At 36.4% G+C, this 24,505-nt stretch carries 24 protein-coding genes; 5 read left to right on the top strand and 19 right to left on the bottom strand.

What is annotated here, in order from left to right; translation table 11 throughout:
* Nucleotides 1-24: 24 nt before the first annotated feature.
* From ACWNMZ_RS03980 to ACWNMZ_RS03965, 4 genes are read right to left on the bottom strand one after another with little or no spacing between them, the layout of a single operon-like run.
* Complete coding sequence (locus tag ACWNMZ_RS03980; protein ID WP_031539277.1) at nt 25-1,509, bottom strand: Na+/H+ antiporter subunit D; 1,485 nt, start codon at nt 1,507-1,509, stop codon at nt 25-27.
* On the bottom strand, nt 1,502-1,840 hold the full coding sequence (locus ACWNMZ_RS03975) for a Na(+)/H(+) antiporter subunit C (RefSeq protein WP_031539278.1): 339 nt from the start codon (nt 1,838-1,840) through the stop codon (nt 1,502-1,504). The genes ACWNMZ_RS03980 and ACWNMZ_RS03975 overlap by 8 nt, the downstream gene beginning before the upstream one ends.
* Nucleotides 1,840-2,265, bottom strand: coding sequence for a Na(+)/H(+) antiporter subunit B (locus tag ACWNMZ_RS03970; RefSeq protein ID WP_031539279.1), 426 nt, complete (start codon nt 2,263-2,265; stop codon nt 1,840-1,842). Before ACWNMZ_RS03970 ends, ACWNMZ_RS03975 begins: the two co-directional genes overlap by 1 nt.
* Nucleotides 2,249-4,666 carry a Na+/H+ antiporter subunit A gene (locus ACWNMZ_RS03965; protein WP_449598272.1) on the bottom strand — a complete coding sequence of 806 codons (2,418 nt, stop codon included), beginning with the start codon at nt 4,664-4,666 and terminating at the stop codon, nt 2,249-2,251. Before ACWNMZ_RS03965 ends, ACWNMZ_RS03970 begins: the two co-directional genes overlap by 17 nt.
* A gap of 232 nt (nt 4,667-4,898) precedes the next feature.
* Here ACWNMZ_RS03965 and ACWNMZ_RS03960 point away from each other — a divergent pair, with 232 nt between their 5' ends.
* A complete protein-coding gene (locus ACWNMZ_RS03960; RefSeq protein WP_031539281.1) occupies nt 4,899-5,591 on the top strand; it encodes a universal stress protein in 693 nt (230 codons plus the stop codon).
* Between the two features lie 37 nt (nt 5,592-5,628).
* Here the strand turns inward: ACWNMZ_RS03960 and ACWNMZ_RS03955 are convergent, their stop codons facing one another.
* The 4 genes from ACWNMZ_RS03955 to ACWNMZ_RS03940 form a co-directional block, all read right to left on the bottom strand.
* On the bottom strand, nt 5,629-6,186 hold the full coding sequence (locus ACWNMZ_RS03955; protein WP_031539282.1) for a tyrosine-type recombinase/integrase: 558 nt from the start codon (nt 6,184-6,186) through the stop codon (nt 5,629-5,631).
* A gap of 491 nt (nt 6,187-6,677) precedes the next feature.
* The gene (locus tag ACWNMZ_RS03950) at nt 6,678-7,955 is read right to left on the bottom strand and encodes a histidine--tRNA ligase (protein ID WP_235250953.1); all 1,278 of its coding nucleotides are present in this window, start codon (nt 7,953-7,955) and stop codon (nt 6,678-6,680) included.
* Nucleotides 7,956-8,322: 367 nt separating this feature from the next.
* Nucleotides 8,323-9,660: an ISLre2 family transposase gene (locus ACWNMZ_RS03945; protein ID WP_449598271.1), complete on the bottom strand. Its 1,338-nt coding sequence runs from the start codon at nt 9,658-9,660 to the stop codon at nt 8,323-8,325.
* A 204-nt stretch (nt 9,661-9,864) separates the two neighbouring features.
* Nucleotides 9,865-10,605 (bottom strand): alpha/beta fold hydrolase, encoded by a 741-nt coding sequence (locus tag ACWNMZ_RS03940; protein WP_235250950.1) that lies wholly within the window; start codon nt 10,603-10,605, stop codon nt 9,865-9,867.
* A 124-nt stretch (nt 10,606-10,729) separates the two neighbouring features.
* On the opposite strand from ACWNMZ_RS03940, the gene ACWNMZ_RS03935 reads away from it, so the two are divergent.
* Nucleotides 10,730-11,365: a copper homeostasis protein CutC gene (locus tag ACWNMZ_RS03935; protein WP_031539286.1), complete on the top strand. Its 636-nt coding sequence runs from the start codon at nt 10,730-10,732 to the stop codon at nt 11,363-11,365.
* 257 nt (nt 11,366-11,622) lie between these two features.
* Here ACWNMZ_RS03935 and ACWNMZ_RS03930 read toward each other — a convergent pair whose 3' ends face one another.
* The gene (locus tag ACWNMZ_RS03930; protein WP_235250948.1) at nt 11,623-12,654 is read right to left on the bottom strand and encodes a polysaccharide pyruvyl transferase family protein; all 1,032 of its coding nucleotides are present in this window, start codon (nt 12,652-12,654) and stop codon (nt 11,623-11,625) included.
* A gap of 88 nt (nt 12,655-12,742) precedes the next feature.
* A complete protein-coding gene (locus tag ACWNMZ_RS03925; RefSeq protein ID WP_031539288.1) occupies nt 12,743-13,204 on the bottom strand; it encodes a hypothetical protein in 462 nt (153 codons plus the stop codon).
* Between the two features lie 145 nt (nt 13,205-13,349).
* On the opposite strand from ACWNMZ_RS03925, the gene ACWNMZ_RS03920 reads away from it, so the two are divergent.
* A complete protein-coding gene (locus ACWNMZ_RS03920) occupies nt 13,350-13,757 on the top strand; it encodes a VOC family protein (RefSeq protein WP_235250939.1) in 408 nt (135 codons plus the stop codon).
* Nucleotides 13,758-14,152: 395 nt separating this feature from the next.
* Here ACWNMZ_RS03920 and ACWNMZ_RS03915 read toward each other — a convergent pair whose 3' ends face one another.
* The 9 genes from ACWNMZ_RS03915 to ACWNMZ_RS03875 form a co-directional block, all read right to left on the bottom strand.
* On the bottom strand, nt 14,153-15,589 hold the full coding sequence (locus tag ACWNMZ_RS03915; RefSeq protein ID WP_235250931.1) for a phospholipase D-like domain-containing protein: 1,437 nt from the start codon (nt 15,587-15,589) through the stop codon (nt 14,153-14,155).
* A 531-nt stretch (nt 15,590-16,120) separates the two neighbouring features.
* Nucleotides 16,121-16,765, bottom strand: a complete 645-nt coding sequence (locus ACWNMZ_RS03910) for an urease accessory protein UreH (protein ID WP_109768068.1) — start codon at nt 16,763-16,765, stop codon at nt 16,121-16,123.
* Nucleotides 16,766-16,795: 30 nt separating this feature from the next.
* Nucleotides 16,796-17,611 (bottom strand): urease accessory protein UreD, encoded by an 816-nt coding sequence (locus ACWNMZ_RS03905; RefSeq protein WP_031535425.1) that lies wholly within the window; start codon nt 17,609-17,611, stop codon nt 16,796-16,798.
* A 3-nt stretch (nt 17,612-17,614) separates the two neighbouring features.
* A complete protein-coding gene (gene ureG, locus ACWNMZ_RS03900; RefSeq protein ID WP_235250929.1) occupies nt 17,615-18,223 on the bottom strand; it encodes an urease accessory protein UreG in 609 nt (202 codons plus the stop codon).
* Nucleotides 18,224-18,256: 33 nt separating this feature from the next.
* The gene (locus tag ACWNMZ_RS03895; RefSeq protein ID WP_154708661.1) at nt 18,257-18,943 is read right to left on the bottom strand and encodes an urease accessory protein UreF; all 687 of its coding nucleotides are present in this window, start codon (nt 18,941-18,943) and stop codon (nt 18,257-18,259) included.
* A complete protein-coding gene (ureE, locus tag ACWNMZ_RS03890) occupies nt 18,936-19,382 on the bottom strand; it encodes an urease accessory protein UreE (RefSeq protein ID WP_154708662.1) in 447 nt (148 codons plus the stop codon). The genes ACWNMZ_RS03895 and ureE overlap by 8 nt, the downstream gene beginning before the upstream one ends.
* Nucleotides 19,383-19,392: 10 nt before the next feature.
* The gene (ureC, locus tag ACWNMZ_RS03885) at nt 19,393-21,102 is read right to left on the bottom strand and encodes an urease subunit alpha (RefSeq protein ID WP_154708663.1); all 1,710 of its coding nucleotides are present in this window, start codon (nt 21,100-21,102) and stop codon (nt 19,393-19,395) included.
* A 26-nt stretch (nt 21,103-21,128) separates the two neighbouring features.
* Complete coding sequence (locus ACWNMZ_RS03880; protein WP_031535434.1) at nt 21,129-21,434, bottom strand: urease subunit beta; 306 nt, start codon at nt 21,432-21,434, stop codon at nt 21,129-21,131.
* 12 nt (nt 21,435-21,446) lie between these two features.
* Nucleotides 21,447-21,749, bottom strand: coding sequence for an urease subunit gamma (locus ACWNMZ_RS03875; RefSeq protein WP_031535436.1), 303 nt, complete (start codon nt 21,747-21,749; stop codon nt 21,447-21,449).
* A 423-nt stretch (nt 21,750-22,172) separates the two neighbouring features.
* Here ACWNMZ_RS03875 and ahpC point away from each other — a divergent pair, with 423 nt between their 5' ends.
* Nucleotides 22,173-22,736 (top strand): alkyl hydroperoxide reductase subunit C, encoded by a 564-nt coding sequence (gene ahpC / locus ACWNMZ_RS03870; RefSeq protein WP_031535438.1) that lies wholly within the window; start codon nt 22,173-22,175, stop codon nt 22,734-22,736.
* 14 nt (nt 22,737-22,750) lie between these two features.
* Nucleotides 22,751-24,280 carry an alkyl hydroperoxide reductase subunit F gene (gene ahpF, locus ACWNMZ_RS03865; protein WP_449598270.1) on the top strand — a complete coding sequence of 510 codons (1,530 nt, stop codon included), beginning with the start codon at nt 22,751-22,753 and terminating at the stop codon, nt 24,278-24,280.
* Nucleotides 24,281-24,505 lie beyond the last annotated feature (225 nt).

Below are 24,505 nucleotides of genomic sequence, written 5' to 3'. Positions count from 1 at the left end.
TTTCCATCCATTTAATTACTCCTTTTATTTTCCATTTCCCAAAACAGCCTCTATATAATAAAGAGGATTCATTAACCCTTCCACTGCCATATCTACATATTCATGTATTCCTTCTGTCCCAATGCCTAAAGCAATCGTCAAGAAAGTAAGCACAGAAATTGGCAGCATTAATCCTTTTGTTGTCCCTTTTTCTTCTTCAAGTGTTAAATCCGTATATCCCCAAAACACCGACATAAATACTTTCATAATAGAGTAAAGAACAAATAAACTACTAATCAGTCCGAATGCGCCTAGCCAATAGTATCCTGCAGTAAATGTCCCCTCTGTTATAAATATTTTACCTAGAAAGCCACTTAAAGGAGGTATCCCTGATAAAGACAATGCTGCAATAAAGAACATCCAACCTAACTGAGGATGCAAGCGAATCAATCCGTTCATCTCATCTAATTTACTTGTTCCTGTTAGATGGATTATGGTGCCTCCTAATAGGAAAATAAGTGCTTTAATCACCATATCATGAATGAAATAATAGATAGAACCAGTCATCCCTACCGTTGTATAAGTAGCGACTCCTGCTAAAATAAAGCCGACACCAATGACCACATTATAGGTCATTACCTTATAAATATCTCTATAGGCAACTGCTCCGATTGCCCCAAGTGTCATCGTAATACCTGCAAGGATGCCAATTAATAAATGTGTTATTTGTACTTCATGATAAAAAATCAAGGTAAATACTCTGATAATTGCATACATTCCAACCTTTGTTAAAAGGGCAGCAAAAATAGCGGATATAGCCGTCGGTGGTGCACTATAAGAGCCTGGAAGCCAGAAGAATAAAAATAGCCCCGCCTTTAAACTAAACACAATTAAAAATAATATCGCTACGGTTGTCATTAATCCATCTTGACCAACTTCGGCAATTCGAACCGACAAATGTGCATAATTTAGCGTTCCTGTAATCGCATATAAATAAGCAATTGCCACTAGAAATAGAAAAGATGAGATAATGTTTATTAAAATATATTTGATTGATTCCCTTAACTGAACTCTTGTTCCTCCTAATGAAATTAATACATATGAAGCAACAAGCATTACTTCAAAACAGACAAATAGATTGAAAATGTCACCCGTGAAAAAAGATCCGTTAACCCCTGTTATTAAGACCAAAAATAAGGGATAAAAATAATATTTTTCTCTTTGCTCACCAATTGAATGAAATGCGTATAATAAACAACAAAATCCAATAATACTAGTAACTAAAACAAGAAGCGCTGCAAACATATCTGCAACCATGCTTACGCCAAACGGCGCCTCCCATCCCCCTAACTGAATGGACTGTATTCCTTCTGCTTTAATTTGAAAGATTAAAATAATCGTTACAATAAAAACAGAAATAATTGCTATTAGACTTAATATTCGATGAAGCGTAACTTTGTCTCTAAAAATCACCATAATCATCGCAAAAACGATAGGAAGGATGATCGGCAATATTACAATATTATTCATCCTCATTACCCCTCAATAAATCTGTATCATCGGTGCCAAGCACTTTAAATGCTCGATAGCTTAGGACTAAAAACAAAGCAGTCGTTGCAAAGTTTATAACAATAGCTGTAAGCAGCAATGCTTGCGGCAACGAATCAGCAAAAGTGTGATCGGTTATTCCTAAAAGGGGAGGACCACCTTTTTTCAATCCCCCCATTGTAATAATAAGCAAGTTTACACCGTGACCAAGTATAGATGTTCCTAAAATTATTCGTAATAATGTCTTTGTTAAAATAAGATAAATTCCAATGGAGAATAATACTCCCACTAGAATAGACATTAATGTCTCCATCAGCGATCATCCCCAATTGTCATAATAATGGTTATCGCTGTACCGATAACGGCTAGAGCAACGCCAATATCAAAAATGACAGCTGTCGCTAACTCTGTTTTTCCGAAAACAGGCAAGTCAAAATATCCAAATGCTTGAGTCAAGAAAGCTTCCCCAAATACCATTCCACCAACACCTGTTAAAACAGCAATTAATACACCTACCCCTGCTAACACTTTAAAATCAACAGGAATATTTTTTCGAACAGTCTCAATATCAAAAGAGAGAAAAAGCAAAATAATCGCGGCAGCAAAGGTAAGTCCGCCAATAAATCCCCCACCTGGAAAGTGATGTCCAGATACAAATAGATTTATGGCAAAGGTAAGGATAATAACGACGGCAACCTTTGTGACACTTCGAATGATAATATCATTTGGTTTCTTCATTCTTATCCCCTCCTACAAGCCTAACTTTTATTAATGTATACACTCCTAGACCAGCAACTGTAAGGACAAGGATCTCTAACATTGTATCTATCCCTCGGAAATCAACTAAGATAGCATTAACAATATTCTTTGCTCCTGCCAATTTATAGGAATCTTCATAGTAGCTCGAAATAGAGTCAAATAGATGGGTACCATTAGCTGAAAGAGCAACAATTGTAACAACTGCGCCTACTCCTATTGAAATAATGGCATTGACCGCTTTGAAACGAATCCTACTAATTTCCTTCTTTAATTGCGGCAAATGATAGAAGCACAGTAAGAATAAAACGGTTGTCACTGTCTCAACTACTAATTGTGTGAGTGCCAAATCAGGAGCTCTAAAAAGTACAAAGAAAAACGAGACAAGAAATCCTAGGGCACCAACTGCTACAATGGATGTAATCCTTGATTTAGAGAAAAGAACGGTAACCGAGCTTATAATCATTGCAATAACTATGCCAATATCAAAAAAACTAATTCGTGAGTCCTGAGACATATCGAACGTGACCCCATTAAACAACACGAGAGATCCCCCGATTATGACAATAAGGAATCCAAATATATAGACTAAATAATCACGAAGGAATCCTGTCATATAAAAATCCGTTATTGATTTTGCCAGCTTCTCCATATATTCCAAACTAAGATTATATAAATTGCTTAAGGTGATAGCTTGTGGATAAAGGCGATAAATCTTATACCATTTTTTTAATAGTAAATATAAGATAATTCCAACAGCCACAACCCCAATCGTCATCCAAAGTTCTGTGTTGAATCCATGGAAGGCACTGATCTTTTTGGATTCCATCGTATGCGCAAGAGATGGTAAAACCGATGCAAAAGCTGGCTTTAATAAATACTTGGAAACAACATTAGGGATAAAGAAGAACAGAATAACTAATGCCCCTAAAATAATCGGCGAGACTAATAAACCAATTGGTGCTTCATGAATCGCTTTATCTAATTTTGGCGCTTTGTTTTTTCCTTTAAATGTTTTGAATACCAAGATCATGCAATAGATAAAGGTAAAGACACTTGCAATCCACGCAATAATGGGAATAATCATACCCAGATATGGAAGATTAAATATTTCCATATGGGAGGCATTCACTACAGCAGTAAAGAACATCTCTTTACTTAAGAAGCCATTGAATGGAGGAAGACCCGCCATTGAAAAGCCACCAATTACAGTAAGCGTAAAGGATACGGGCATTAAGTGAATTAATCCACCAAGTCTCCGAAGATCTCGAGTACCAGTCTCATGGTCAATAATCCCTACAACCATAAATAAAGAACCCTTAAAGGTGGAATGGTTTACTAAATGAAAAATAGCTGCAAAAATAGCTGTTGCATATAATCCCGCTTCTTCTACTCCTAAATCCTTATATAATGCAGCAGAACCTATACCCAGTAAACTCATAATCAGTCCCAATTGACTAATCGTTGAATAGGCTAATAATGCCTTTAAGTCTGTCTGTTTCACTGCATTAAAGGATCCATATAATAAAGTGAATAAACCAATTCCTACAACAAACCAAAACCACTCTGCTGTGCCGCCAAAAATCGGTGTCAAACGAGCAACTAGATAAATTCCTGCCTTTACCATCGTGGCAGAGTGTAAATACGCACTAATGGGCGTAGGTGCTTCCATAGCATCAGGCAGCCAGATGCTAAACGGAAATTGCGCCGATTTTGTAAAAGCGCCAAGCAAAAGAAGAATCATGGCTGGTATAAATAAACCGTGATTTTGGATTAGATGGACATTCGCTAAGGTCTCTCTAATACTTGTCGTATCTGCCATAATAGAGAGCATGATCAGTCCTGCTAACATAGCTAGCCCGCCAAAGACAGTAATCAACATTGCTTTTTGGGCACCATATCTTGAGCGATCTCTTTCATACCAATAAGCTATTAGTAAAAAGGAGGATACACTAGTAATTTCCCAAAATACATATAAAACAAAATAATTATCAGATACTACTAGTCCAAGCATCGCCCCCATAAATAACAATAAATAGACATAGAAGTTATGCAAAGCTTCCCGGTGTTTTGATAAATAGAATATAGAGTACAGAATCACCAAAGCTCCTATTCCAGCAATCAATAAACCAAATACTAAGCTTAGTCCATCCAAATACGTAGTAAAGTTAATATTATAAGCAGGTATCCAGTTGACTGTAGAAGTAAATACCTCTCCTTTCGCTATTTTAGGGATATACATCAATAGGAAAAGAAAAATGGTGAATGGAACAAACAAGACGAACCAACCTGTATGAATCCGAGGCGTTAGCCTTTTATATATAAAAGGTACAATTAGTGCAAACATAAATGGTAGCAATATCATAAAATGTAACCATGTCATTTGTTGTATCCTCCTCCTTTTTTGCAAGTTTTATATTTTGGGTTTTCTTTAGCTAAACCGTATTTATAATGGAAACTATGTCTAACCTTACTATTAGTACTAGAAACGGATAATAATTGTCATTTGGATAATTTAAGAAATGCATTGACTCATAAAGTAGCATACGTTATAGTCATACATAGTTTATTATTAGTGGTGTAAATCATTCACATCTATTGAGGTGAAAAAAATTATGGTAAATGGAAAAGAACGCATGGATGAAAGTATTCTAGTATGCGTTTATTACGGACCTAACGGTGAACGCCTTATACAAAGAGGCTGTAAAATAGCGAATATGCTTGATTGTCCACTTTATATCCTTACGGTTGATCCGAAACCATTTGATGAGTTGGATGCAGAAAAATCAAATTATATTGCTAGATGGAAAGAATTAGCTGAACGTCATAGTGCCGACGCGTTTATCATTAAAGATAAGGAATCGAGACCAATCTCTAAAGTGATTGCAGAAGTAGCTAGAGAGAAGAAAATCACACAAATTGTTCTTGGTCAAACTGCACAAAGCCGTTGGGAACAAATTGCTAAAGGCTCCATTATTAATTCCTTATTGCGTGAAATCCCTTTTGTTGATCTTCATATTATTTCTGTTGCACGCTTTTTGAAAAACCCAGAAGGCCAATATGAAAAAGGTGTACGTGCATATTTAGTAAAAGAGGGAAATGGCTATCGCCTAATTTTCAATCATACAAAACATGTAATGTATGAGGGAATTTTCTTTAAAGAACAAGGCACTGATTTCAATAATGGTGTTTTTAAATTTATGAAAGATAAAGATACATTGCAAGTTCAAGTCCATGAGGACATCATTAACGAATTAACTAATGTTGATATTGATACAGATGCTAGTAATGATGATGACTATTTATAAGTTTGACTAATCTCCACCTAGTTTGGTGGAGGTTTTTTTAAAGATTGACATCCACTTTTACTAAACGCTTTTCTTGCTTATCAATCCCAATATACTTTAACGTTTCTGCCCTCGATGTATGATTATATACATTCATCAATAAGGAAATCGCAATCCCTTTTCGATATGCATGATAGCCAAAAGTTTTTCTCAACGTATGGGTTCCAATTTTCCCGGGAATTCCAACTAGCCTCGCCGCCTTATTAATAATCCGATAAGCTTGCTGGCGAGTAATTGGTTGATTATTTTTCTGTGACTTAAATAAAAACTCATCCTCTTTAAATTCGCGTTCCTCCATATATTTCTCTAACTCCGTATGCACCTTACCGTTTAAATAATATGCCTTTACTTCGTCAGCATCATGAAGATACAAAAACTCTTTCATTCCAGATTCATCTTTTACATCCTGAACCTTCAATGCAAGTAAATCGCTTACTCTTATCCCAGTATTTATACCTAACACAAAAAGCAACAAATCTCTTTGTGATTGTTTACGCAATACTTCTTTAATTGCATTAATACTTTCAATTTCTTTTATAGGATCGACATATTCCATCCGTTCGCCTCCTAATAATGTTACATAACTATATGTTATCATCATTTAAGTAACATTACAACGAATAAACTTTAATCTTAATTTTTTCTTTTGTAGTATGCTTCTTTTGTTTTGGAAATAGTCTGTTGAAGACGTTTCTTTGGAAAATGCTTTTAGCTGTAGTAGAGAAGGGGGTTTTGATTGATTTGAAAACGAATAGGAACGTGTTTTTTCTATTACCTTCTTTTTTATGAAAAATGGGCTTTGTTTTGACCACTCTGTTACCTTCGCGCTTCTTTTTTCTTCCATTCGAGCTTAGAGACGGGTTTGTTACCTCCGCGCTCCTTTTTTCTTCCGCTCGGGATCAGAGACGGATTCTCTGTTACCTTCCTGCTCGTTTTTCCTTCCATTCGGGCTTAGAGACTATTTTTTTAACTTGCTAATATCCTTTGAATCAACTCTCACATAAATAAAAGCAGTAAATGTCTCCCATCTACTGCCTCGTCTAATGATTAATATTCGAAATTCACTATCCATTCTTCTCCTGTTTTCATATCTCTCACTTTATACATATTGCCTGCCACTTCCTCGTCTCCTAGTATAATCACCTTTTTGACACCTTCTTTATTTGCTTTATCTAAAGCTTTCACCAGTTTTTTCTTTCCTAACTCGAGCTCTACTTTAAAGCCTTTGTCACGAAGTGTTTTCGCAACTAAAAAAGCTTCCAGCGGTCGACCAATCGGAATAATATAGTAATCCAGCTTTGCATCATCAAAATCTATTTTATCTAATAAAAGAGCAGATAATATAACATCCAACCCAAAGGAAATACCCACTGTTGCATAGGTTTGCTTTGAGCCAATTAATCCGCCTATCGCATTGTCATATCTTCCGCCGCTACCTATGCTCGACTTTATTCTCTTATCAGTTAAGAAAATTTCATAGATTGTTCCAGTATAAATTTCAAGACCTCTCGCAAGAAACGGATTGAATACGCAATATTGCTCCAGCCCCAACTTCTTTATATACGATTGTAATTCATTCCATTCTTCCAGCCCCTTTCTAATGCTCTCTTCTTTTTCTGCCAGCTGTTGATAGTACTCTATTATGCCGATTAAATCCTTTTGTAAAAAAGCATCAATCTCCTCTATTACTGTTTGTTCTAATCCAGCATCTCTTAGTTCTTCCTTTATTTTTTCTTTACTAATTTTTTCTATTTTATCTACTATCAAAATCACCCGATTTATCAATTGATCCGCAATATTCAATTGACGAAGAAACCCAACTAATAATTTTCGATTATTGTATTGAATCGTTACTTCCATCTTTAATTTATCAAAAATATTCAAAGCCATCATCATAAGCTCTGCTTCTGCCATTTGCGATGGAACACCTACAATATCGACATCACATTGTGTAAACTCTCGATATCTCCCCGTCTTTATCGGACCATCTCGAAATACTTTGCCAATCTCATAGCGTTTAAAAGGCATTTTTAGCGTTGGATTCGTCGCTACCACTTTCGCAAAGGGAATAGTTAAATCATAGCGCAACGCCAGCTCCCTTTTGCCACGATCAGAAAGAGTGTACATTTCTTCTAAAATTTCCGCTCCACCTGCGTATTTAGAAGCAAGCAATTCTTGGTAATTTAAGATAGGTGTCTCAAGCGGTTTGCAGCCATACTGAATAAATACATCTTCCATTGTTCTCCGAATATTTCTTCTGATTTCTTCCTCTCTCGGTAAATAATCCATTGTTCCTTTAACATTTTGGTAAATCATCTTCTTCATTTTTTCATGCCCCCTGTTTAAAATAAAAAACCGCCCTTGATTTAAGTAGTTAAAACTTAATCAAATGCGGTTTCATGAGAAATAGTCTTCCTATGTACGATTTTTAAATCGAAATAGCAAGACTACTTTTTATGATGATGTAATTGTGAAAGGTTGATGCTGTGCGTACGTTTAACCATTTCAATCACCTCTTATTTTCCAAATACTTTAACATATTGGAAATTATAAAACAAGACCCACTTTACTTTTGATTGAGTCAAGTTTTTGTGGGAGTTTTTTTTAGCTCCCTTTTTATAAAGTAAAACTTCTAATTTTGTATCCGTTTTCTAAATGTTTTCTTTCATCAAAATTTCGTTTTTTTCTTTTTTTAAAAACCTTTTAATCCCTGTAAGGCAAAGTGAATGGGTTTTCCAATCGCTTGATTTAAGTATGGCATGTTCTGACGCACGGTTTCTGTTACTAATTTTGTGGGTATTTTTCTTTTCGGTCGATGCTCTTTCTTTGATTTTTCCGTGGTCTTTTCCCATTTTCCATATATCGTTTGGATGGATAGGTCATCCTTCAATCCAATCCACAAGCGCGCCATGCTCATGACCCCTTTTTTGCTCCATGCTCTTCCATTTTTTAATCGTTTGGCTAATTGATTCATCATCGCCTCTGCACTTCCCATTGGACGATACGCTGTCGTGTCCACACCTTTTTCCTGTAACCAACTACGGTAATCTTTTATGGTTTCCTGATGATGCGTTAAAAAGGCAAGGAAATGCTCTAGTTTTTCTTCTTCTTCTGGTGTATCCATTGTTCCTACTGCGCTATTCAACTCTAGAAGTAATGTTTCTACCTGGTAGTTTTTTAACGCTCTTTTCATGTAGCGGTATCGAGGATGGCTCTTCATTAGTTGCTTCATTGAACGAGCGACATGAAAACGATCCATGGTGAAAAAGGCGCGTTCCCGAAAATACTCTCGACATGCCGTTATCCAGCCTGCTCCATCGCCATTAATAATAAGCAAGGTTTGGGTAGGATCATACGCATAATGATTCTGTAAGAACGTTTCAAAGGCTTCCCAAAAGGGTTCTTTTCCTTCATAGAGAAAATGCCTTTTATTTCGGAGTCTGACTCGCTTTCCGTTTTCTTTCCATCCCTCGTGCACAGCGGCGAATTTCAACTCCCATCCACGCTTTTTCTTTTCTTGGCTCTTCACATATAATCCATCTACTTCGACGAACAATACCTTTTGAAAAGGGCGTTTTTCCTTAGCGGGAAGTACGTTTGTTTGAAGAAGATGTTGCCGTAATGCTTCATGGCTCATCGCCGAATAGCCTAAAAATTGTTCGAACGTTTCCACCGCCTTTCGATAGGAGGAGCCATTCGTCGCTAGTTCTAACCCCCATTCTTCTAGTAGTGGACTAAATCCCTTATTCCCCTGAAACTGTAAATAGTGATCTAATAGACAAATATATTTTTTGGTCACACGATCAAAATAATAATTACGCTTCAGCTCCACAGCTCCAAACGCTGTATCTACTCGTATTTCTCGTTTATCACGTAAAGCAAATCTTCTTTTGTCTCGTTGCTGAGCAATCTCTTGATCCCAATTTTCTAATGTTTGAACAAGGATTTCTTGAAAGGTCATTTGTAGTGTTCGAAATAAAGTTTTTTCCAATTCTTTTAATGATGGCATTTTTGTGTTACATTGATTCATGAGAGCCTCTCCTTTTCGTAGTGTTCTAGTCAAACTCTACTTTACAAAAGGAAGCTCTCTTTTTTAATGCTTAATTTTTTCCAGCTACCGCGCTCTCGCTTGGTGGCCTTTTTGTCTAGTTGGGGGACGAGTCCCCCAACTAGACAAAAAGGATATTTATTCTCCCACAAACATTTTACTCATACTTTACTTTTTAATAAGTGGTTAACTTTCCTCACCCATTTTTATGTTTGCATCGCCATATTTCATCAGAAAAGAATCTAACATTTTAGTATGAATCTCCGGCTGTTCATCCTGAACTAAATGTGCCGCAAAAGGAACAACTGCAATGTGCATATTCGAATTTATTTCTTGATAATAGCAAGCGCCCTCTATCTCGTCTCTTTTTCCTTCGCCTACTATGCAAAGAATCGGCATCTTTAATGCATGTATATCCTTAATTTCATGAAATGGATACCACGTTGAATCTTGTGTTATTAAAAGGGCTTCTCTCCAATCCCCTCTATGAATTTGGTTGAAATAATCAGCTACCTCTTCCTTTTGCAAAAGGTGACTTTGTTGCTCTATGTCTTTAAGATGTAACTCTTCCCAATTATCAGGCTTTAAGGGCATAATCCCCGAGATAGTTAAACTCTTTACTTTTTTAGGATGCTTTTTTGCAAAAATGATGGCTACCAATGCTCCTATTGATCCTCCTACAATATGAGCAGAGTCTATTCCTACATGCTCCAACGTTTCAAACAAATCATTAGCAGATTCATCAAAGAAATTAGAAAAATTGGATACTACAGAATGCCCATGCCCTCTTAAATCAGGAGAAATCACCTGATAATGCCTTTGAAAAAAAGCTCTTTGATACTCAAAATCTGTTAACCCTGTTTGCAAACCAGTATGAAGAAATACAATCGGTTCTCCTTTTCCTTGAATAGAAGTATGTAATATCACTCAATTCCCTCTCCTTATTTCCCTAATTTTCTAAATTTTATATTTCATCAAGTATAACCGATTTTTCACAGTAAATATATGGTACACTTGCTAAATTAGACGTTAATTAAAAGGTGTTGAGACAATGATAAAAGAAATCTGCGTAGAAAACTTCACACTCGTCCCAAGAGCTATTCAAAATGGTGCAGATCGGATTGAGCTCTGCGATAATCTATCTGTAGGGGGAACGACTGTTAGCTATGGTGTTGCTGCTAAAACTATCTCCTTTTGTCGAAATACCAATACTAAAGTAATGGCAATTGTTCGTCCAAGAGGTGGGAATTTTATTTATACCGAAGATGAAGTGGATATTATGTGCCAGGATATTCATCTTTTTAAACAGCTTGGTGTTAATGGAGTGGTAATTGGTTGTTTAAATAAAGGGCAATGGATTGATGAAGAAGCAATGGAAAGATGCTTAACCGCTGCTACTGGTTTGGAGGTTACCTTTCATATGGCCTTTGATCATATTGCTCCTGAGTTAAAGAACCAAGCAATCGACTGGCTCATTTCCCATCGGGTAAACCGGATATTAACACATGGTGGTCCTCTATCTACTAAAATTGAAGATAATATACCTACGCTGAAAAGTTATATCGAATACGCTGCTGGAAAAATCATTATTCTTCCTGGTGGAGGGATTACCTCTGCTAACCTTCCAGTTCTATCTGTTCAGTTAGAGATGAAAGAAGTCCATGGATCAAAAATTTTTGGAGCATAGTAAATTATCGGAAACTACATAGTAAAAGGAGATATCCTAAACGGATACTCCTCAGATTGTAGAAAAACCCCCTATTTTTAAAAGTATGATTTTGAAAAAAGGGGGTTTTTGATGTTTTAATTGATTTCGACCACAATATATGGTTCGCAAGATATTATCAAACCACTATATGTTGTATAGTGAAATTGTGAAAAAAGCTGTCGAGACTTTCTCGACAGCCTGAGGAGATATCCTAAACGGATACTCCTTTACTACTTTTACCCTCTAAAAAAATCCTTCAACACTTGAAAATCCTCTCTAACATCAATCTTATTGGGCTCAACACTTTGTAATCTTTCAATAATAGCTGGAAGCTCGTTTAAATCCTTATTATCGGTATACTCAATAAATGATAATTCATGTAGCCAATCATTATACGAGTGCTTCGCTTTTCCGTAGCTATTCCCGAATACCAAGCAAGGAGTCTTTGTGATAATTGAAAAGATCATTGCATGCAACCGATCTGTGATTATTAATTTTTTAGAACCAATTTTATCAAGCATTTTTAATAATTGAGTTTCACGATCAGCATAATCAATCACATCAACTTCTGAAAGCACCGTATCCGTTCGTTCCACTGGATTATCTTTTCCAACCAAGTTCATTAAGTCTGAGACAAAATTTTCTTCTGTTACTTTTTCCTTGTCTGCTCTTAGAACAAATAGAACACCTTCCCTTTCAAGGTCCCTTGGTTCAATGGAAAGGGATAGCACCATATCTGGAGTGTACAGTACATTTGCTTGGAAAGTATCTTTTAAGATTTCTAATGTCTGATTCTCTCTTGCTACTAAAGTGAGGTTAGGATTTTTGTTATATGCTTCTTGGCTTTTTTTCTTTTCTGCTTGTCCTTCCTCTGTATCCTCAAAAAAGGCAGATTGAGGGAACACAATCGTTCGGTAATCTTTAAATGACTCGATGACCTTTCTGCGATCCTCCTCAATATCCAAGTACAGGCTTCCTAAATTTCCTCCACCGGTAAAACAAACAACATCATCCGTTTTAATAATCTTTTTAACTAAATCGATTCCTTCCTCTGTTGCATAATCCATAATTTCAATATATTCATAGTAAGGGAAGCAATTTTTAATAAATTTCTCTTCCGCATACGCTATGGCCTGATCGCCAATATTTGTATAACTCGGAGAGCCAAATAGAAACACTTTTCTTTTATTATTAAATAACGCTTCCTGATTTACATTCGGAGCAATTCCTTTTACTATATGAAACTCTTTTCTCGCTTGGTTTAACATAACGCCATTCCTCCTTCTATAGATCTTGTAGTTTTTGTCATATACCCCAAATGAGCAATATTTATTCCCAAATTAGTCACTTTCTCTCTTACTTCTTCTGTTTCCATGCCAATAGAATGGCCTTGCCATCACTTGGTGCATTTTCTCCATAATCAAAAGGAAGCAACGCAAAGAAGATATAGTATAGGGAGAAATACGCAAACTGATAGAAAAAGGAGCTTCTTGGGAAAACATCCTGCATAATGAATAAATTTATTACTAAAACGGACAATAGATTAAATAAAATTCCTCCACTATGAATTAAAATCCGTTGCCATCTCTTTTTTTCTTCAATTCCTTTATAATAGCAAGTTGCATCTATAAAATAGAACAAATGAACATGGATGGGACCAATACAGAATAGCTCATTCCCCTTTCCAACGATCAAATCACCCTTTCCGCCAAACAGCCAAACAAAAAAATGGTGTCCAGAGGCATGAATCAAGCTAACAATAGGCAATATAACGAAAAAGGCCCATGCGAATTTATCAAGATCGTCTAGAGAAAACATCCTCATCCTCCCTTCTTCCTATCAGGATGAACTAGTTTACAGATTATTACTCTTTTAAATTTGATATAGTTAAGATACCTCCATACTCTAAAAGTAAATCCTCCATTAGATATTTGATAGATTTTGGAAATATTTATACTATATAATGGATTTATCTGATAATTTCATAGAAAGGAGAACTATTTTGATACAAAAAATTGGACAAATTGGCGTAACAGTAAGAAATTTAGAACAAGCCGTTCACTTTTATAAAGAAAAACTTGACCTTCCACTTTTGTTTCAAACAGATAATATGGCCTTTTTTGTTTGTAACGGTTTGCGTTTACTCATCACTCTACCTGAAAATGAAGAATTTGATCATCTAAGCTCAACCATCTATTTTCAAGTGGAGGATATCAAATCAGCTTATGAGAAGTTATGGAAGAAGAAGGTTCTTATGGAAAGTGAACCACACCTTGTTGCTAAGATGGGAACTACCGAAACCTGGATGGCCTTCTTTCGTGATTCCGAGGGGAATATGCATGCATTAATGAGTGAGATAGAGGCTGCCTGATTAGGTAGCTTTTTGTTTTTACTTTTTGGGTTAGGTTGATGAACTTTATTCCTCAAGCTTTGTTTATTCCGTTATTATTCACCTGCTTAAAGCCACACATTCTTCGAGATGCCGGCTTTTCTTTTTATTTAGTTGAATAGCTATGAAAATCTTCTCTTGTATCCTTATTCCTGTGCTTACCTTCCCTTTTATAGGGGGCAAAGCAATTGCTTACCTTTTCCCTTTGTATTAGACAATTTCCATTCCCCTGTACCTTTCTTTTAAAAAAATATAAACTCATGCAGGTATGGTTCTTTATTAAACCATTTAAAGCCTCCAAGTTTCACGTGAAACAAGGAGGCTTTTAACAATATATTTATATATTTCCTAGAAAATAATCTAATTCACTTCTTCCTTTAAACTAAAAATGCAAACAATTTGATGATAGGAGCTAAAGTTTTTATAGCTATTCTCTTCCAAAATGCCACATCTGCTTGCTCTACATCTTCTTTTGCTTTATAGCTTCCATCTTCTGAAACCTGAAGACTATGGTTATCGACCGTTTTATTTAGTTCTTTCTGCAAAAAGTGAGCAAATTCTTCACTATCAATCAAAAGCATGGTTTCTGTGTTTAGGAACGTACTTCTGGCATCTACATTGTAGGAACCAATCAAACTAATTTTTTCATCAAAAATATATGTTTTTCCATGAAGGGACTCTGTCTTTTCCTGATATTCAAATAATTCATCGACCCAATTAATGATATAGTGTCTGTTTGACCAATATCCTGAAAAAGCAACCATATTAGGTGTTGATGCAGCAGAGTTTGTCAGCACCTTCCAATGATCTACTTTTATTTTCTCTGGCTTTACATATTCAAGCATTTTCTTCGTAGGAACAATATATGGACTTTCTAAGTAAATGGACTTTGTAGATTGCTCGGTTAAAGAAATTAGTTCCTTCCAAATTAATGGATCTTTATTAACCCGCTGATGTGGATTGTGCAGCAAAAATACCTTGTCAGTTGAATAAGCATCTTTTTTCCAATCTATTGCTTTATCTATTGGCAATGGATACACATCTTTTGCATGTGTTAGAAGGTCCATTGCTTCTTCCGCTTTTTCTTTCCCTAATTGTATCTTCCTATGTGATATTTTTTTAACTGCATTCTTTGAAAAAGGATGTTCCCAAACATATTGATAATAATCATCTATTTTCATTAATACACTGGTATCCTTTTGTTCCTCTGTAAATACAATAACATCTCGATCATTTGACGCTCCTTTTGTTCCTGCTGCGCTAAAGTATTTATCCCCTATATTTCTTCCACCCACTATAGCAAGTTCACTATCAATGATAAATAGCTTATCATGAAATCGATTATTCCATGTCCAAGGCTTTCCTAAATGAAGAGGTTCATAATACTTCAATTCAATATTTGGATGAGTAAATATCGCATAGCTATATAAACGTAAATCTTTGTTGAATTGATTGACTATGCCATCTAATAAAAGCCTTACTTTGACACCACGATTGGCTGCATCAAACAAACAGCCGAAAAATAAATCTGCATATGGTCCCTTATGTATTGCATAAGTAGATATATCAACAGATTTCTTTGCATTCTTTATCAATTGTAGCCTTGCTAAACCTGAGTCTTCCCTATCTTGTAATAAAACGACTTTATCAGGCGAGACCACTTTTTTATCATTCTGATTGAGTTTAGTCGCTGGCTTCCAAAAAGGGTCTGCCTTGGGATGATAAAAATAAGGAACAACGACACAAGAAATTACAATATAAAGAAGGTAAACTCCAACAAATACCATGATTGTCTTCAGACTATGACCGATCATATTGTCTCCCACCATTTTTTATCTTATTCTTACTATCTTCTCCCTAATTTGAATTATTATTAAAAAGAAAAATTCTATTGAATACTAATTACTATTTATTGTTTTAAAAAGTATTCATGGAGGAGTAGAAAGAAGTCAGTCTTGATTCAATAAAGTAGGGATTTAAAAGAGGCTGAGACATAAGCATTTCAACCAACAACAAACACGAACTATAATGTAATTAAATTACATTATAGTTCGTGTTTGTTTTTTAGAAAAAGGTTTAAAAACGAAGTGTAATGGAGCGGAGGACGCTCGACTCCTGCGGGAAATAGAGGAAAGGCTGAGACCCCGCAGCGCAGCGAGGAGGCTTAGCTTCCTCCCCGGCGCATCGTGCGTCTGTAGCGCAATGGAACGACTGAGTTTTTACACTTAACTATATTAAAAAACATAGATAACCATCAGAAAGTAGCTTTATTTAAGAGCTAAATTAAAGATTGTTCGTCTTTAAAGACTAGTTATTTAGTTTTGTCCCAGCCTCTTTTAATGATCTTATATCCAAATCTTAAATAAACCATCATTGATTCCGATGTTATACATATAATAAATTCCAAATAGGATACTGATGCTTCCTGTGATTTTTGTAAAAAGGGCATTTACCGTTACCCCTTTGTTTGAGAATACAAATGGGACACCTAATACAGTAGTAAATAGTAACATGCCGACACAGGTCCCTATACCAAAAATAATGATATAAATTGCACCTTCCCATATGGTATGTACTGTACTCATCGTTAATAGAACCATTGCTGCACTTCCCGCAAGCCCATGAACTAATCCTAATAAAGTGGACTTCCAATAAGAAGTTGCTCCATTTCTGTGATGGGAATGTGTTTTTCTTTCTTTTAAAAAAACATTTGAAATTCCTAAATAAACAAGGACGATGCCAACTATAAATTCCAAAGACATCGCTACTGGATCTGATATTTCCTGTTTTAATCCAATGACAATTAACCCAAATACAAATAATGTAAAGGTATGTCCAATTCCCCAAAATACCCCAGACAAAGAGGAATTCCATAAATTTTTGCTTCTACTCGCAATCGTAGAAACTGCAATTACATGATCTGGTTCTAATGCATGCTTAAATCCAAGTATTAGTCCAAATAATAAGATGGACAGCAATCCAAATTCCATTATTGATGTTCCTCCGTTTGACTTATTATGTTAGTATTTTCTCCATCTAAGTGCTTCTTTTCCTAAAAGAAACTTCCGTGCATAGGTATGCACTGATTGAAAGATTCTCTCAATTACTCCGGTATTACAAGCTAAAATGCGTAAAATGACTCCATTTTCAGGTAGTTTGGAAATACCAAGGCGGATATCCTCTTCCTCCTTTTCCACTAAGTGATTCAATTCTTGATAAAAGGAGCGATCCGCTTGGTCATGTACAAGTACAAGTGTTCCAATATGGGTAAAACCTTCCATTTGCATAATAGATGTAAAGTCTTCTTCCGGTTTCAAATAAAGATGATCAAAGAAGATTAGTTTATTATTTCTATATATTTTTTGCTTGGAGCGAATCCATGCATATTTAAAGAAACTCCCATCCGCCGCCCATCCAGGAGTGATGATATCACTAGCAAAATAACAGGATCCTTCTTCCATATGTACAACTGTATTTTGAAAATATTTAGCTTGTTCATAAGCGATTATAGGATCAGGAAAGTGTTCTAATATACTATTTCTTTCAAGGGTAATCACCGTATCTTGCTTCACATAGTCCATTGGTGTTCGATATATTTTTGTAGAGGATTGGGTGGTAACAGAGATTGCGGCGTCTTCCTCCACACAAATGGATGTTTTATATCTATCTCCATCCACATAACCTCCTCCTACATGAATACAATAAATGGATGGTGCACTTTCTTCTAAATAAACTGGCCGCGTAATTTTCATAGCTCCTTCATAATAACAATCACTAAGCACTGTTTTATGTTGTCTTTTCTTTGCAGAAAATTGCAAAACACCTGTGTAAGTCATTATCTATAGTCCAATGAGAAATGCTTGCTTTTTAATCCATTCCACTACTTCTGAAAGTCCAATTTCCTCTTTCAAGTTTGTAAAAATATAAGGCTTCTCTCCTCTTGCTGCAATCGTATCTCGCTCCATTACTTCCAAGCTCGCACCAACATATGGAGCTAAATCAATTTTATTAATAATAAACAAGTCCGATTTAATCATCCCTTGCCCACCTTTTCGTGGGATTTTTTCTCCTTGAGCTACGTCAATAATATAAATAGAAAAATCTACAAGCTCTGGACTGAAGGTTGCAGCCAAGTTATCTCCACCACTTTCGACAAATATTAGCTCTAAGTCTGGATGTAATTCCTTTAGCTCATCAATAGCTGCGAAATTCATTGACGCATCCTCTCTAATGGCGGTGTGAGGACATCCTCCTGTTTCTACACCGATAACTCGATCTTCTGGCAACACACCATTTTTCAGTAAAAATAATGCATCCTCTTTCGTATAAATATCATTTGTTACAACGGCCATGCTAAGCTCATGTTGCATAGAACGAGTTAATTTTTCAACAAGCAACGTTTTCCCTGCACCAACTGGGCCTCCGATTCCAATTCGTATTGCTTCCATTTATTTCACTCTCCATTTGCTAAATAATTAAACTTATGACATAAAAAGACGGACATGTAACTGTTCATGCCTCATTTGTGCTATCTCAAGTCCGGGACTAACACTCGCAAAATCATCTATTGTTAACCCCATAATGGTATCCACACACGTATCTATTAACGGCTGGATTTCAACCAGTATCTTTTGTCCATTGGTTTGTCCTAAAGGGATGCCGCGCACAGCATTTTGAACAAGGGAAGAGACGGATGTGAAAAGATAGGTTTTCATAGCAAGCACTTCTTCCACATTCAAATAGTGAGCAAGAATCGCAAATACAATGCTTGTATGTCCAAAAGCATCCTTTTCTTTTATATGGGAAATATATTTTGTTATATTAGCAGAGCGATAGAGGTCTTGGCAGAGCTTAGCCATCCTTTCCCCCATTCTTTTATTTCCCATTCTTGTTTCTTCAGCTAGAGAGGAAACGTATAAAATTCTATCTACTTCTAAAACTTTATCCCAGCTACTTGTTGCGATTCCTTCATATGCTAAGTGAAAGGCAAGACCATCTACATAGACGAGCTGTTTCTTTAAATAAATTGTTAATGCCTTATAAAAGCTGTGCTTATCCGTCACTGTCCCTTCTTGGATATATGTTTCCAAGCCAAAGGAGTGAGAAAAAGCCCCTGAAGGAAAGTTAGAATCACTTAGCTGCAGCAATGGATATAAAGAATTAGTCATGGCTATGCCCAATATGGCGGAAAGCCTGCTTTACCTTTCGATTCTCTCTTTTATAGGGAATTAATAATTGCTGTAATAATTCTTCTACCAAATAATCATATTGAACAATCATTTCATTGCCTTCAAATTGTGCAGGTAAATGACGGTTTCCAAGCTGGTGTGCAATTTCACCCATTTGCTGGATGCTGAATGGCTGAATGGTTAGAACATCATCCTCCTTCACAGAAATGACAATCATATTCTTATCATCCATGTATAATACGTCTCCATCAAGGAGTTCCCTCTTATCTGCTAAGCGAATGCCGATTTCCTTCCCATGGTCTGTCACCACTCGCTGGACTCTTTTTAATAAATCATCGCTGTGCAAATAAACTCTTTCTACATGATTTGCTCTTTTTTCTATTGTTGCTATATTTCCAACAATCTTTTCAATAATCATCTTAATCACCTCAAAATAAAAAATATCGCTGCGCCATTGGCAGCGTCTTTGCTGGCTCACATGTTGCAAGCTTTCCATCCACCTTCACTTCATAGGTTTGCGGATCTACTTCAATGGTTGGCGTCTCTCCGTTAAAAAGCATATCTGCTTTTTTTAATTTTCTTATTCCAGCAACAGGCTTAACTATTTTTTGCAAATTAAGCGCTTGATGAATTCCTTTTTCATAGGCTGCTTTTGAAACAAATGTCATCGAGGTTTGGTATTTTGCACGACCGAAACTTGCAAACATCGGCCGATAAAAAACAGGCTGTGGTGTGGGAATACTAGCATTTGGATCCCCCATTATGCTATGTGCAATTAATCCTCCTTTTAAAATAAGATCCGGTTTCACTCCAAAAAAAGCAGGATCCCATACAACTAAATCAGCTAATTTTCCTACTTCAATGGATCCAACATAATCAGAAATTCCATGAACAATTGCTGGATTAATCGTATATTTTGATACATATCGCTTTAGACGAAAGTTGTCGCCAACTCCCTTGTCTTCCTCCAGTTTCCCTCTTTGCTTTTTCATCTTATCCGCTGTTTGCCATGTTCTAGTAATTACTTCCCCTATCCTTCCCATAGCTTGAGAGTCTGATGAAATCATGCTGAAGATGCCTAAGTCATGAAGAATATCTTCTGCTGCAATGGTTTCTTTGCGAATACGAGAATCAGCAAATGCAATATCTTCCGGAACGGATGGATCTAAGTGATGACAAACCATCAGCATATCTAAATGCTCTTCCAGTGTATTTATCGTATAAGGTCTTGTTGGATTTGTAGAAGATGGCAAAATATTCGAATAACTAGCTGCCTTTATAATGTCTGGTGCGTGGCCCCCACCTGCGCCTTCTGTATGATAAGTATGGATAACTCGTCCATCAATGGCAGCAATGGTATCTTCAACAAAGCCGCCTTCATTTAAAGTATCTGTATGTATTGCTACCTGCACATCATATTTATCCGCAACTTTTAAACTTGTATCAATAGCTGCAGCTGTAGTCCCCCAATCCTCATGCAGCTTCAAGCCTATCGCTCCTGCTTCAATTTGCTCTGCCAACGCGTCTTCACTTGATGCATTCCCTTTTCCAAGAAACCCTAAATTCATCGGAAAGGCTTCTGCTGCCTCAAGCATGCGATGAATATTCCAAGCTCCCGGTGTACATGTTGTTGCATTCGTTCCTGTTGCAGGACCAGTACCTCCACCAATCATTGTAGTAACTCCTGAACTAAGGGCCGTTTCTATTTGTTGAGGACAAATAAAATGGATATGTGCATCAATCCCACCAGCCGTAACTATCTTTCCTTCTGCGGCAATTACTTCTGTAGCAGCTCCAATCACTATATTGACACTATCCATCAACAAAGGATTTCCAGCTTTTCCGATTTCTGTAATTTTCCCATCTTTTACGCCAATATCCGCCTTATATATTCCTGTGTAATCAAGAATAATGGCATTTGTTAGGACAAGGTCAACCGTATCCTTCCGTGTAGCCAGCGGGTGCTGTCCCATCCCGTCACGTATTACTTTTCCCCCACCAAACTTTACTTCATCTCCGTATATCGTATAGTCTTTTTCTATCTCTAAAAAAAGTTCTGTATCTGCTAAGCGAATAGCGTCTCCAACTGTTGGGCCAAACATATCTGCATATTGATTTCTCGTCATCCGAAAACTCATCAATAAGCCTCCTTTCTCGCAATCTCTTATACCAAACCGTTTGTTAGATTATTTAAACCATAGACCTTTCTCTGCCCTGAAAAGGGAACAAGCTGCACTTCCTTTTCGTCTCCCGGTTCAAAGCGGACAGCAGTACCGGCTGGGATATTTAAATGCATTCCAACTGCCTCCTCTCTACTAAACTGCAAGGAATTATTTACTTCATAAAAATGAAAATGAGAACCAACCTGAACGGGACGATCTCCTTTATTTAGCACTTTTACTGTGATAGCATTTTTTCCTTCATTGCAAATAATTTCTTCCTTTTTCAAAACGTATTCACCAGGAATCATTGCACTTCTCCTTTATCGTATGGGATTATGAACGGTAACAAGCTTCGTTCCATCAGGAAAGGTTGCCTCTACCTGTATATCTGGGATCATTTCCGGGATGCCTTCCATTACATCCTCTCTTTTCAAAATAGTTGCTCCATATTGCATCAGCTCTGCTACTGTTTTGCCGTCTCTCGCACCCTCTAAGACTTCATATGTAATAATGGCAATCGATTCTGGATAATTTAATTTCAAGCCTCTACCTTGCCGGCGACGGGCAAGATCTGCAGCAACTACAATCATTAATTTTTCCATTTCCCTAGATGTTAGTTTCATCTAAAACTTCCTTCCCGCCATAAAATAACTTAATTTTTTAAATTATCGAAAATTATTATATACTGTTTTCTACTAAAACGATTAAAATTCCTTCTACAAGTTTAGTAGAGGGAAAGACTTTTACGAATAAATTTTGTTAATGGTCCTTAATTGAGAAAAACCCTTAACAAATGAAAATCACTGAATATGCAACAAAAATAACTTAAATTTCATACGAATGTTATCTACTTTTTACAAAAGGAAGCGAGAAATATGGTATATAAAAATTAAAATAATTATTATTAAGTTCTATCTTATCCTTGACAAAATAATTAGGTTTATATAATAATAAATGTTGAATTGTAATAATTATTATTTGCATAAGTTTGGATTATTCGTCTAAACTAGTAATAAATTTTATTCATAATAGGAGGAATTTAAAAGATGTCAATTATTGGAAGAGAAGTTGCGCCGTTTAAAGCTCAAGCATTTCAAAAAGGTGAATTTATTGAAGTAACAGAAGAAAACTTAAAAGGTAAATGGAGCATTTTCTGTTTCTACCCAGCTGATTTCACTTTCGTTTGCCCAACTGAACTAGAAGACTTACAAAATGAATATGCTACATTAAAAGACCTTGGTGTAGAAGTGTACTCTGTTTCTACAGACACTCATTTCACACATAAAGCATGGCATGATCATTCAGATGCTATCGGTAAAATCGAATACATCATGATTGGTGACCCAACGCAAAAAATCTCTCGTGATTTCGAAATTCTAAATGAAGAAGCTGGTCTTGCAGATCGCGGAACGTTCATTATCGATCCAGATGGTAAAATCCAAGCTGTTGAAATCAACGCAGATGGCATCGGCCGTGACGCTAGCACACTTGTAAACAAAATTAAAGCTGCACAATATGTTCGCAACAATCCAGGTGAAGTTTGCCCAGCAAAATGGCAAGAAGGTAGCACAACACTTAAGCCAAGCCTAGACCTTGTTGGTAAAATTTAAGGGAGTGGCTCTATATGTTATTAGATAATGAGATAAAAGGGCAACTGAATCAATATCTGCAAATGATGGAAGGCGATGTAGTTCTTAAGGTTAGCGCGGGTTCTGATGATGTTTCCCGCGACATGCTAGCACTAGTTGATGAACTAGCTACTATGTCTTCATACATTAAAGTAGAAAATACCCAATTAGAGAGAACACCAAGCTTTAGTGTAAATCGTGTCGGTGAGGACACTGGAATCACATTTGCCGGTATCCCTCTTGGTCATGAATTTACTTCCTTAGTATTGGCTTTACTTCAAGTAAGTGGTAGAGCTCCTAAAATAGACCAAAAAGCAATCGATCAAATTAAAGCAATCAAAGGTGACTATCGCTTTGAATCTTACATTAGCTTAACTTGCCATAACTGTCCTGATGTTGTGCAAGCATTGAATGTGATGAGTCTATTAAACCCTGGCATCACACATACAATGATTGATGGGGCAGCTTTCAAAGAAGAAGTAGAAAGCAAGGATATCATGGCTGTCCCTACTGTTTTCCTTAATGGAGAATCATTCGGCAGTGGTCGTATGTCATTAGAAGAAATTTTAGCAAAAATGGGTAGCACAGCTGATGCTTCTGAATTTGCTGACAAAGATCCTTTTGATGTATTAGTAGTCGGTGGTGGTCCCGCTGGAGCAAGTGCTGCAATCTATGCTGCTCGTAAAGGAATTCGCACAGGTATTGTTGCAGAGCGCTTCGGTGGTCAAATTATGGACACTTTAGCTATCGAAAACTTCATTAGTGTGAAACAAACAGAAGGTCCAAAACTTGCTGCTAGTTTAGAAGAACATGTCAAAGAATATAACATTGATGTTATGAACCTTCAACGTGCTAAACGCCTAGAGAAAAAAGGTTTAATAGAAATCGAGTTAGAAAATGGTGCTGTACTTAAAAGTAAATCTGTGATTCTATCAACTGGCGCTCGCTGGCGCAATGTTGGCGTACCTGGTGAAGCAGAATTTAAGAACAAAGGTGTAGCATATTGCCCACACTGTGATGGACCATTATTCACTGGAAAAGATGTTGCTGTAATTGGTGGCGGTAACTCAGGAATTGAAGCTGCTATTGACTTGGCAGGAATTGTGAAACACGTAACAGTGCTTGAATTCATGTCAGAATTAAAAGCTGATTCTGTTTTACAAGAGCGTCTTTATAGTCTACCAAATGTAACAGTTCTTAAAAATGTTCAAACAAAAGAAATTACTGGTACTGATAAAGTTGACGGTATTACTTATATTGAACGTGAAACAGGCGAAGAAAAACATGTCGAGCTTGCAGGTGTATTCGTTCAAATCGGTCTTGTTCCTAATACAGATTGGTTAGAAGGTACTGTTGAACGTAATAGAATGGGTGAAATTCTTGTTGATAAGCATGGCGCTACAAGCCTACCAGGTGTATTTGCAGCTGGAGATTGTACAGACAGTGCTTATAAGCAAATCATTATTTCTATGGGTTCAGGTGCAACTGCTTCTTTAGGTGCTTTTGATTATTTGATTCGTAATTAATAGATGTTAATCTCAAGGAGCTTCCTTTTTTGGGAGCTCCTTTTATTTTGTAAATTTTGATTGAGGTTGTGGATTGTTTTAGCAAATTTCTTTGCTGAGCTAGCTTTCTCTGTTACTTTCCTCCCTTTTTCCTAACAAAACGGTCTTTAATCAAACTCCACTCTCGCCTACAAACTGTTGATAAAAAACCCCTCAACAATTAAAAAAAACTGCCCTCTAAAGCAG

This window comes from Niallia sp. Marseille-Q9988, from assembly GCF_976954375.1.
Note: the sequence above shows the minus strand (reverse complement) of the source record. Positions and strands in the feature narration are given on the sequence as shown.